The sequence below is a fragment of the Pseudomonas sp. SIMBA_067 genome, from assembly GCF_046534675.1.
Taxonomy (GTDB): domain Bacteria; phylum Pseudomonadota; class Gammaproteobacteria; order Pseudomonadales; family Pseudomonadaceae; genus Aquipseudomonas; species Aquipseudomonas putida.
In genome coordinates this window covers 1-231 of the sequence record NZ_JAWRYH010001480.1, presented here as the reverse complement: position 1 = coordinate 231, position 231 = coordinate 1, and the positions used below count along the sequence as shown (strand labels likewise).

The following is a 231-nucleotide window of genomic DNA, read 5'->3' as shown; positions in this document are numbered from 1 at the left end:
AGACTAACTCTCCAACCGGAAACTTGCTATAAAGCTCGGGATTTTAGGAGTCAGATCCTGCGCGATAGCACAATTAAAAATGGCACAACACGGTCAGAAATCAGTATACTTCCGCTGAGCTACGGCCCAGAAATATTCCAATACGACTATGGCTTTTCGTTCGTGGAAGTACTGAATCCACCTCACTTAGCCAACTGGCTATGTGGCTGGACATTCTCGCACGCCTGACCA

The 231-nt window shown here is 47.2% G+C and carries 1 protein-coding gene; it reads left to right on the top strand.

Translation table 11 applies throughout. The features are described 5' to 3' along the window. The coding region (locus SB765_RS34355; protein WP_410933120.1) for a hypothetical protein at positions 1-228 on the top strand (228 nt) is incomplete at its 5' end. Between the last annotated feature and the right edge of the window lie 3 nt (positions 229-231).